Below are 10,308 nucleotides of genomic sequence, written 5' to 3'. Positions count from 1 at the left end.
TAAAAATATATTCGGAGGAAAAAACCATGGGAATGACAATGACACAGAAAATTCTGGCGGCACATGCCGGTTTAGATCATGTGGAAGCAGGTCAGCTAATCGAGGCAGATCTGGATCTGGTCCTTGGAAATGATATTACATCTCCGGTGGCAATCCATGAAATGGATAAAATGAAAGTGAACTCTGTATTCGATAGAGAAAAGATCGCTCTTGTAATGGATCATTTTATACCTAATAAGGATATTAAATCAGCAGAGCACTGTAAGTGTGTACGTGAATTTGCATGCCATCATGATATCACAAATTATTTTGATGTGGGAGAAATGGGAATTGAACATGCGCTGCTGCCTGAAAAAGGTCTGACAGTGGCAGGCGATGTGATCATTGGTGCAGATTCGCATACCTGTACCTATGGAGCTCTTGGAGCTTTTTCCACTGGAGTAGGAAGTACAGATATGGCAGCGGGAATGGTAACAGGAAAAGCCTGGTTTAAGGTTCCGGCAGCTATCAGATTTCATATTACCGGAAGACCAAAAAAATGGGTCAGCGGCAAAGATGTGATCCTGCATATCATAGGAATGATCGGCGTGGACGGAGCACTTTATAAATCGATGGAATTTGTAGGGGACGGAATCAGATATCTTTCTATGGATGACCGTTTTACTATTGCCAATATGGCCATTGAAGCCGGTGGAAAAAATGGAATCTTCCCGGTAGATGAGCAGACGGAAGCGTATATGAAGGCACATTCCAGACGGCCTTATAAGGTTTATGAGGCAGATGAAGATGCAGTCTATGATGAGGAATATACAATTGATCTCAGTACTTTAGAGCCAACCATTGCGTTTCCTCATCTTCCGGAAAATACAAAGACAATTTCAGAAATCAATGAAGATGTGATGATCGATCAGGTTGTGATAGGTTCTTGTACAAATGGAAGAATTGACGATCTTAGGACAGCAGCAGAGATACTGAAAGGGAATAAAGTGAGAAAAGGTGTTCGCTGTATTGTGATCCCGGCTACTCAGAAAATTTATCTTCAGGCTATGGAGGAGGGGCTTCTTAAAATTTTTATTGAGGCAGGAGCGGTTATCAGCACTCCTACATGTGGACCTTGTCTGGGCGGTTATATGGGTATTCTTGCAGCAGGAGAAAGATGTATTTCAACAACGAACAGAAATTTCGTAGGGCGTATGGGACATGTAGATTCAGAAGTTTATCTGGCAAGCCCTGCAGTGGCTGCTGCCAGTGCGGTAACAGGCAGGATTTCTGCGCCGGAAGAGCTGGGATTATAAGGAGGAAAAAAGATGCAGGCAAAAGGCAGTGTGTTTAAATATGGAGACAATGTAGATACAGATGTGATCATTCCTGCCCGTTATCTGAATTCCTCAGATCCGGCAGAACTGGCGACTCATTGTATGGAAGATATTGACAAAGACTTTGTGAAAAATGTAAAAAAAGGTGATATTATTGTAGCGGACAAAAATTTTGGATGCGGTTCGTCCAGAGAACATGCTCCTATTGCCATAAAAGCAGCAGGAGTAAGCTGTGTCATCGCGGAAACTTTTGCAAGGATTTTTTACAGAAATGCGATCAATATCGGGCTTCCTATCATCGAATGCCCTGAGGCCAGCAAAGGAATTCAGGCTGGGGATGAGATCGAAGTGGATTTTGATTCAGGTATGATCTATGATCGTACCAGAGGAACAGAATATAAAGGTCAGGCTTTTCCGGAATTTATGCAGAAGATCATCCAGGCCGGCGGACTTGTAAATTATATAAATGAAAAGAACTGAATAAGTAAAAGTACGGCTGTCAGTCTAAAACAGACTGTCAGCCTTTTTTGTCGTATTCTGAGGGTATAATTTGACGAACGAAATTCGTTGACTTTTATGTGTTTTCGAACTAGAATTAAATCATCTTAACAAGCAGGTATATCCACCTGCAGCCACCTTCTTCAGAAGGCATATCGGGGAATTTTCCATATAAATAAAAAAGTAAGAAAGTCGTTCAGACATCAACAATGATTATCTGGATATATAAGCTATGCTGTTTTTTGGGAGGTTAAAGAAGTCTGACTTCTTTGGTCTTATATAAAAGGATACGCCGCTTTCTATCCTCTGACAGCGAGTCTTTAGAGTAAAGATACTCTTCTTTTTATCTTAAAAGTTATCAATCAAAAGTAAATTCAATTATTCAATTCTGTTATATCCTGTTATGAGGGAAAGCGAGCGTGATCTATGAGAAATTGTATGCGGGGGAGAGCCCCGCCGGAAAAAAGCAAATAATCAATATTTGAAAGAGGATGGATAAATGAAAAAAGGCAGGTATCATTCAAAAATAATACTGATAGTAATGGCGCTGACAGCATTTTTGCTTTTTGCTTTGACAAGGAGATTTTCTGTAAATGTGGTTTTGTCAGGTTCTATGGAACCTGCTTTGAAAACCGGTGGAATTGTGATTTCTGACACAAAGAAACGAAAACCGGATACAGGAGATATCATTACTTATCAGATTGGTGATATGAATATTACGCACAGAGTGATAGGAAAAAGAAATTACAGATACATAACAAAAGGGGACGCAAATGACAGAAAAGATCCTGTTATGGTAAAACCGGAACAGATTACCGGTACCGTTGTTTTGGATATTCCTTTTTTAGGATATGTGGCTGTGTTTCTTCGGCAGAAGTCAGTATTTTGTCTGCTTGCACTTATGCTTATCCAGGAACTTATTTTAATTGGTATTCATTGGAAAGGAGAACGCAGGAACAACTGCGTGAAAAAAATATGAAAAAAATAAAATCAAATAGGAAAAAAGCAGTCATTTTAGCAGGAGCAATCTGTCTCGCAACAATTGGAGGGATATCTGCGTATTTAACAGATTATGATAAAACGGTGAACCAGTTCACGGTAGGAAAGGTAGATATCCAATTAGAGGAGCCGGGCTGGAAGCCGGAGGAGCATACGAAAATAGAGCCGGGAAAGGATATTCAGAAAGATCCTCAAATTAAAAATACAGGTGTAAATGATGCCTTTGTATATCTGGAAGTAACCGTTCCTATGGCGGATGTGATTGCTGCAGATCAGGAAGGAAACCGTCTGGAACAAAAAGTACAGGAACTGTTTTCTTTCTCAGCAAAGAACAGCTGGACTAAGCTGGAAACGAAGAGAAAAACAGATAATGTTGTATATGTTTATTCATACAACAATATTCTGAAACCAGAAGAAACGACGGAGTCTCTTTTTGATACTATTAAATTTTTGAATATTATTGAAGGTCAGCTGGATACACAGCAGCTGGATATGCCGGTTAGAGCATATGCGATTCAGACTTCATATACGGGAGGAGATAAGGGAACAATTCCGGAACAGGCAAAAGCGGCGTACGAAAAATATGTAAATCAGAATAGAGGGCAGGAAGGCCAGGTGACAGAATGACCAATATCCAGATAAGAAAAAAGGGGACACGAAATGAAAAACAGAAGGAACGCAATCGTATGCCTGGCCGCTTTAATAATAGTTTTAGCGGGAATTGGAGGAACTGCAGCATATCTGACTTCTTTTGACAGCAAAGATAATATTGTGGCAGCCGGAAACAACACGACAGAAATAGAAGAAGAATTTCCGGATCCGACGCCCACACCAGTGGAAAGAAACCCGGAGTTTACAAAAAAAGTGTGGGTTTCTAATTATTCTCCAGGTGAGGATGGATTTAACGTGGACTGCTATGTGAGACTTTCCCTTGGTTATTCCAATCATGATATTGGCAAAGCCGTTGTTTTGAAGAATTTGGATCGCGTTAACTGGATCTTGAAAGAAGACGGATATTATTATTATCGTTATCCTCTGAAAGAAGGACAATCCACAACACCGCTGTTTACAGGCTTTTATATTGATTTTTCCAGAATGGATAAAACATATCTGGATCAGCTATCGGAATTCAGAATTCAGGTTTATGAAGAGTCTGTACAGGCTGAAGGATTTTCTGATTATCTGAGTGCCTGGAAATATTATCAGGAGCAGATTTGAAAGGAGTGTGAGGCGGATGAAGAAGCTGGCAAAATTTGCAGCAGCTGCGGCAGCAATGGTATTTATGGGATTGACAGGTGCGTATGGGTATTTTTCGGACAGCCTGACAGTGACAAATCATATCGCTCTTGGTGATGTGAATATTAGATTGAAAGAATACCAGAAAAAGGGAAGTACAGAGGTTTTATATACGAATCCGAAAACAGTAATTCCCGGAGAAACGATTTCTAAAATACCGCGTATCACAAATTTGGCAAAGCCTTGCTGGGTAAGAGCCAGGATCACTTATAAAAACGACCGGGATCATGTAGATGGATTCCAGGATGAAATGCTTGCAGGAATGTCTGAGGACTGGGTAAAACGCGGGGAATACTATTATTTCACCAGGATACTAAAAAGAAAAGAGTCTGCTGATCTGTTCCAGAAAGTGACGGTGCCGGCTGGGTGGGGAAAAGAACATTCAGACCAGAAGTTAGGAATTATAATACAGGCAGAAGCAATCCAGGCGGCAAACTTTGTTCCGGATTTTTCCGGAATGTCTCCGTGGGGAAACCAGAAAATACAGCTTTGTGTGCATGAAGAAGACGGTGCCGCATCATGCAGAGGCGAGAAGATGGATCTTTCTGTGGAATTCAACGGAAAGGCGCATAAACTTGTTTCTGTTCCTGGAGATTTTTTTGTTAATCTTGGAACCGCCATGCCTGGAGACCATTTTGAAGATGTGGTGGATGTTTCGAACACAACAGAGAAAGAGGCAGAATTGTTTTTTCATACGGATGTGAAAGGGCAGGACAGCAGTCAACTGGAACTGCTGAAAGGAATCCGGCTTGCGATTTTTATGAATGATAAAAAACTGTACAAGGGAACGTTGGACTCTCCCGGAATGGAAAAAGAGCATTCTCTTGGAATCTTTCAGCCGGGACAGAATGGAAAGATGAAATTTATACTTGATGTACCGGCTGAATGGGACAATTCCTATGCTTTGAGAAAGGCAGATGTTCAATGGATCTTCACTGTAAATGAAGAGGAACCGGAGGCACCGGAAAGAACTCCGCAGACAGGAGAATATGAACCTGAGAGGCCTGCCGGAAGAAGATCACCGGTGAAAACATCAGATGGTCTTGATCCGGAAACGACAGTTCTTGTTTTCTTCTGTTCCGGAATGTCAGCCCTTATTGGTTTGGCATGTCTGATATTGAGGAAAGGAGGGCGGAAGGAGTGAAAAAAGCAATAGTCAGCCTGCTGCTTGCAGCAGTGCTGGGGCTTTCAGCGCCTGGAGCGGAACAAATGGAAAGACAGACTCTGGAAGACAGTACAGAAAACTTTGCAAATAATGATGCGGAAGATATTTTTGGAGAGGATATCTTTGTAGATGAAGATGGAAATATAGATCAGGAGGATGCTCCTGATACAGAAAATGAGACGGGCTCTCAAGAGGATTCTTCTCTGCCGCAGGATATTCCGGATAATGAGATATCAGATATCATAGACGATCAGGAAGAAACGGAAATCATGGAAGAATTTACCGGTACTTTTTTGACTGAGGACAATGCACAGTTTCTGTCAGGAGAAACTACTGAGGAGGAACAGGTGATTGAAGAGATTGAAGAAGGACGGGTGATAGGATTTGCTCCGGCTTCTCTTTCAGCTATTGGAGAAGAAGAACTGGAATCTGCAGGATATACGGAGGGAAAAGCATCTGCAGCTCCGCTGAAGCCAGGACGTTATCGTCTGATCTCTACATCGGTAATCGCAAATTGTGATGAGGTCTGGACATCCAGTTCTGCTATACATGCCAGAGTAAGGTACATAGAATATGTGGATTCTGATGGAAATATAAAAAGAGCTCCTTTGTATTGTTTAAAGGCATCAAAGATGGGAATCGACAATACTGGGGACGCGGGTATTGATCTGAAACCGGAGGCCGTTCGTTTTTTTTCCAATTCAACCATAAAGAAAATACTGTATTTTGGTTATGGAGGACCTGGTGACATCTGTGATGATTACGATCCAAGCTGTTCACATGTAAACTGGTCAAAATGGCAGAACAGATATGTATTTACACATCAGGCATTATCCAAGGTATATGCTAATGATGTAAATGGAGCTACACAGTCTCAGATTGAGCATGTAGGTCTGGTGCGTTTTATAAATAAGATCAAAGGTCAGACAATTCCTAATAGAAGTGCAGTGAAGATCCGGGCTATGGATAAAAGCGGAAATATGGTAACTGCAAATCCACTAAATATCAATATGATCCTTTATAGAAGCAGACCGTCTTCCGGCTTTAGCTGGCTGGAGACAGAGTTTGAAAAAGGGTTTCAGATTTCTCCCTTATGTTCGGTTGTTGATCAGGGGAAAACAGGAAATGGAATGACTGTCTGGAGAGGAAACAGTGATGTATGGCAGCTGGTATATTGGACCAGTGAAGCAGAGGCAAAAAAGAATCCGGAAAGACCTGCTGTTTTAAAAAAGGGAAACAGTGTGCAGTTAAAAAACGGATATTGTTTTCGTGTGGTTTATCCCAAAAAGGTTTCAGGTGTCAAATATTTTTCCTGGAAAATGCTGCTTCGTCCGGTTAAATATATTCTGGTAGACGGATCTGTACAGACTGGAATGGATATCCAGGATTTTGGTGCCTGCGTGTATCAGGGGGACAGAGGACTTCTGAAATTAAATCTTGTTTTTCAGCCAATGGGAACGATTGCTTTGAAAAAGACCTGTTCGCAGACAGGACATCCGGTAAAAGGTGCAGTATATTCTTTATATGCAGCGCAGGATTTGTACAGTGGTGGAATACTGATGAACAAAAAAGATACGGTAGTTGCTGAAGAAACGACCAATGAAAACGGACAGATCATTTTCAATGACCTAATACCGGGAAACTATTATATTAAAGAAAAAACAGCAGCTCCAGGATATCTGATATCATCAGAAACTGTACCCTGTACAGTTTCCGCAGGAAAAACAACACCTGTTTATGTGACAAATGACCCTGATATACAAGGTTCGGTATCGGTAGAGAAAGTAGCTGAGGGAACGGATATTCATTTGTCAGATGCGGAATTCACACTTTTTACGTGGAATAAAACATCTGGAAGATATGAAAACGGGCGCCGGCTGACTTATCAGGCAGATCAGAGAAGATATATGGCCGATGGTCTGATTTACAGTGAAAATAACCAGGGTAAATATAAGATTATAGAAACAAAGAATCCTGCTGGATATACCGGAAGCTGGAGCCAGGAGTTTGTATTAACAGAAAACGGGACAAACCGCAGTTTCTTTTATCGCGTAGAGAATACTCCGGTAAAGGAGCAAAAAGTAGAAATACGAAAGCTTGATTCTGTGACGGGAAGTTTTTTGCAGGGGGCGGAATTTCAGATTTATGAATGGGATCAGACCACATACAGCTATCGTTCAGAAGGTAAAATTCTGGAATATGATGCTGACTCAAAAGTATATCGAAGTGAAAAATTGCAGATTACAGATGATAATCTTGGAAAATATAAAATCTTAGAAACAAAAAATCCTGAAGGTTATCAGGGAAGCTGGAGTCAGGAAATAAGACTTTCTGATTCAAATGTGCAGCTGCAGTTTTATGTAAGGAATGATCCCATACCAGGAAAATATGGATCTGTTTATATCAGAAAAAAGGATTCTGTAACAGGAAAAGTTCTTTCAGGAGCAGAATTCAAAGCATATGCATGGAGTGAAGCAAAAGAAGCCTATGCAGAAACAGCAGAACGACAGGATTTTATTTTTCATAGAGACAGAAATCTTTATATTTGCTCGGATCTGGAGATCACAGAGGATAACAAAGGCAGATTTTTAATAAAAGAGATGAAAGCGCCGGATGGATATCATGGAAACTGGGAAAAGGAAATCGTCCTTGAAAGAAATGGTCAGATTTTGGAATTAGAAGCATTAAATGAACCGGAACAACTTCCGCTTGGTCAGATCACAGTGATAAAAAAGATTAAAGAAGAGGAGATTATCTGGGCACATGGAAATCCTACTTTTTCTTTTGTGATAACAGGGAGTGACAGTTATGGCATGCAGAGGAGGTATGAAGAGACTGTGGTGTATACACCAGGAGGATATACAAGAGATGGAAACGGGAATGCAGTTCTTTCCGCAACTGTTAAAGGAATTCCACTGGGTAATTACCAAATATATGAAAAACAGATCCTCCGTTATTATTTGGAAAAAGCAGAAGCAAATACCCCCAATGTGAATATCATAAACGTGGGAAGCCCTCAATATGGAGTCAGACCTCAGGATATCGCTTATGGGGAAGCGACACTTGATATGGAGACTAGAAGTGCTTCACTTACATTTTATAATCGTAAAAAACGTTATGATGGATATTCTCATAACCATTTTGTTGAAAATATAATTCCAATCGTAAAAAGCAGCGAAGCAGCAATAGATACAGAGTAAAAGAAAAAATAATCAAGAGTAATCAAAACATATGTTTGCACAATGTCTCGGAACCCTTGATTTTAAAGGAAAAATCGGGGCAACAGGATTTGAACCTGCGACCTCTCGGCCCCCAGCCGAGCGCGCTACCAAGCTACGCCATACTCCGATGTTCATAACTATTATAGTATAACAGAAAAGAGGCTGTTTGAAAAGCCCCGATTTTGTTTTTTTAATGTATACCGCAATGAGGAGTTTTTCAGATGATCAATAAAACGACAGGCAGCAAAACAGATAAGAAAAGGATCGTAAGTTTTGATCTGGATATGACACTTTTAGATCAGGCTACATGGAAGATACCGGACAGTGCCATAGAAGCGGTGGAGATGCTGCGAAAAGACAGTATTATTGTCATCGCCAGCGGCAGAAATATGGATGGAATGGTCAGTGTGGGCTACAAACAACAGATACGGCCAGATGCAGTAATCCATATGAATGGAACCCGTGTGGTTGCCGGGGATGAATTGTTATATGAGCATTTTATGGATAAAGAGCTTTTAAAACGCCTGCTTTCCTATGGGGAAGAAAGGGAAATTGCCGTGGGGCTGACGATCGATGATAAGGATTACTTTGTGAATCCGGCAGAGGTAGAACGGATCGACAAGATCCGCTGGGGAGAGAGCATGCGTAATTTTCAGGATCCCTGGAAAATGCTGGAACTGCCGGTACGCACGTTAGCTTATATTGGAGAAGCGGATCCGGTGTCTGATATGGAGGCACATTTTCCGGAACTTAAATTTCCATTATTTTCCAGTCGGTTAGGGGCGGACATCATAGAAGTACAGGCATCCAAGGCAAATGGACTGGTACGTTTATGTGAATACTATGGAATGGATATAAGCCAGACGGTGGCATTTGGAGACAGCATGAATGATTATGAGATCGTTCAGGCAGCCGGAACCGGGATCGCTATGGGAAATTCAGTCCAGAAGCTGAAAGATACGGCCGATTATGTGACAGATGATATTGCCCAGGATGGAGTCTGGAAGGCATGCAGACATTTTGGATGGATATAGATGAAAATATGCAGCCATGTGTGAGTACAGGAGGAGAAGGAAAATGAATACAGTAAATGGCGGATCAGCGGAGAAAATGACCGTGGATCAGAAATTAGAATTGCTCAGAACAAAGATGAAGGAACGTGGCATGGATGCCTATATGGTGCCTACTGCTGATTTTCATGAGTCCGAATATGTGGGAGATCATTTTAAATGCAGACAGTTCCTGACCGGTTTTACCGGTTCTGCGGGAATTGCAGTAGTGACCATGAAGGAAGCATGCCTGTGGGTAGATGGAAGATATTTTGTCCAGGCGGCAGTACAGCTTCAGGGAACTTCTGTAAAGATGATGAAAATGGGACAGGAAGGCGTGCCTTCTGTAGCCGGATATCTGGAAGCAGAAGTGCCGGAAAATGGCTGTCTGGGCTTTGACGGAAGAGTAGTCAATGCATTGACCGGTATTGATCTGGAAAAGCGCCTGAAAGAAAAAAATGCAAGGATCCTTTGCAGTGATGATCTTATCAATGAGATCTGGGAAGACCGTCCGGCACTGTCCATGGAGCCGGCATGGGCATTACATGAGAAATATGCAGGAAAGACAGCAGAAGAAAAATTAAAAGAGCTTCGTGCAGAAATGAAGAAGGAGCATACAGATATGTATGTTCTGACATCGCTGGATGATATTGCATGGCTGTTAAATATCAGGGGAAATGATATTGCTTATAATCCGGTAGTGCTTTCCTACGTGATCGTAACAGAGGATAAATTGTATCTGTTTGTAAATGAAGAAGTGCTTC

9 protein-coding genes and 1 tRNA gene are annotated in these 10,308 nt (G+C 41.4%); 9 read left to right on the top strand and 1 reads right to left on the bottom strand.

The features are described 5' to 3' along the window. Positions 1-26: 26 nt before the first annotated feature. From leuC to RDS42_RS08050, 7 genes are all read left to right on the top strand, one after another. Entirely contained in the window at positions 27-1,295 is a 1,269-nt protein-coding gene (gene leuC / locus RDS42_RS08080; protein WP_308783200.1) for a 3-isopropylmalate dehydratase large subunit, read from the top strand. A 12-nt stretch (positions 1,296-1,307) separates the two neighbouring features. After that, complete coding sequence (gene leuD, locus RDS42_RS08075) at positions 1,308-1,796, top strand: 3-isopropylmalate dehydratase small subunit (RefSeq protein ID WP_308783199.1); 489 nt, start codon at positions 1,308-1,310, stop codon at positions 1,794-1,796. A gap of 517 nt (positions 1,797-2,313) precedes the next feature. Beyond that, entirely contained in the window at positions 2,314-2,793 is a 480-nt protein-coding gene (locus tag RDS42_RS08070; protein ID WP_308783198.1) for a signal peptidase I, read from the top strand. Beyond that, the gene (locus tag RDS42_RS08065; protein WP_308783197.1) at positions 2,790-3,440 is read left to right on the top strand and encodes a TasA family protein; all 651 of its coding nucleotides are present in this window, start codon (positions 2,790-2,792) and stop codon (positions 3,438-3,440) included. The genes RDS42_RS08070 and RDS42_RS08065 overlap by 4 nt, the downstream gene beginning before the upstream one ends. Positions 3,441-3,473: 33 nt before the next feature. Then, a complete protein-coding gene (locus RDS42_RS08060; RefSeq protein WP_308783196.1) occupies positions 3,474-4,031 on the top strand; it encodes a SipW-dependent-type signal peptide-containing protein in 558 nt (185 codons plus the stop codon). A 16-nt stretch (positions 4,032-4,047) separates the two neighbouring features. After that, entirely contained in the window at positions 4,048-5,253 is a 1,206-nt protein-coding gene (locus tag RDS42_RS08055; RefSeq protein ID WP_308783195.1) for a hypothetical protein, read from the top strand. Then, entirely contained in the window at positions 5,250-8,474 is a 3,225-nt protein-coding gene (locus tag RDS42_RS08050; protein WP_308783194.1) for a SpaA isopeptide-forming pilin-related protein, read from the top strand. Before RDS42_RS08055 ends, RDS42_RS08050 begins: the two co-directional genes overlap by 4 nt. Positions 8,475-8,548: 74 nt before the next feature. Here the strand turns inward: RDS42_RS08050 and RDS42_RS08045 are convergent. Continuing rightward, positions 8,549-8,622: transfer RNA gene (locus RDS42_RS08045), tRNA-Pro, on the bottom strand. A 94-nt stretch (positions 8,623-8,716) separates the two neighbouring features. Here RDS42_RS08045 and RDS42_RS08040 point away from each other — a divergent pair. After that, on the top strand, positions 8,717-9,529 hold the full coding sequence (locus tag RDS42_RS08040) for an HAD-IIB family hydrolase (RefSeq protein ID WP_021869235.1): 813 nt from the start codon (positions 8,717-8,719) through the stop codon (positions 9,527-9,529). A 43-nt stretch (positions 9,530-9,572) separates the two neighbouring features. Further along, the coding region (locus RDS42_RS08035) for an aminopeptidase P family N-terminal domain-containing protein (RefSeq protein ID WP_308783193.1) at positions 9,573-10,308 on the top strand (736 nt) is incomplete at its 3' end.

Source organism: uncultured Blautia sp. (assembly GCF_902497045.1).
GTDB lineage: Bacteria > Bacillota > Clostridia > Lachnospirales > Lachnospiraceae > Blautia_A.
The sequence above is the reverse complement of the archived record's forward strand: the minus strand, read 5'-3'. Positions and strand labels throughout refer to the sequence as shown.

Coding starts and splice junctions, on each gene's coding strand:
- leuC (WP_308783200.1), top strand. CDS start 27: ATGGGAATGACAATGACACAGAAAATTCTGGCGGCACATGCCGGTTTA.
- leuD (WP_308783199.1), top strand. CDS start 1,308: ATGCAGGCAAAAGGCAGTGTGTTTAAATATGGAGACAATGTAGATACA.
- RDS42_RS08070 (WP_308783198.1), top strand. CDS start 2,314: ATGAAAAAAGGCAGGTATCATTCAAAAATAATACTGATAGTAATGGCG.
- RDS42_RS08065 (WP_308783197.1), top strand. CDS start 2,790: ATGAAAAAAATAAAATCAAATAGGAAAAAAGCAGTCATTTTAGCAGGA.
- RDS42_RS08060 (WP_308783196.1), top strand. CDS start 3,474: ATGAAAAACAGAAGGAACGCAATCGTATGCCTGGCCGCTTTAATAATA.
- RDS42_RS08055 (WP_308783195.1), top strand. CDS start 4,048: ATGAAGAAGCTGGCAAAATTTGCAGCAGCTGCGGCAGCAATGGTATTT.
- RDS42_RS08040 (WP_021869235.1), top strand. CDS start 8,717: ATGATCAATAAAACGACAGGCAGCAAAACAGATAAGAAAAGGATCGTA.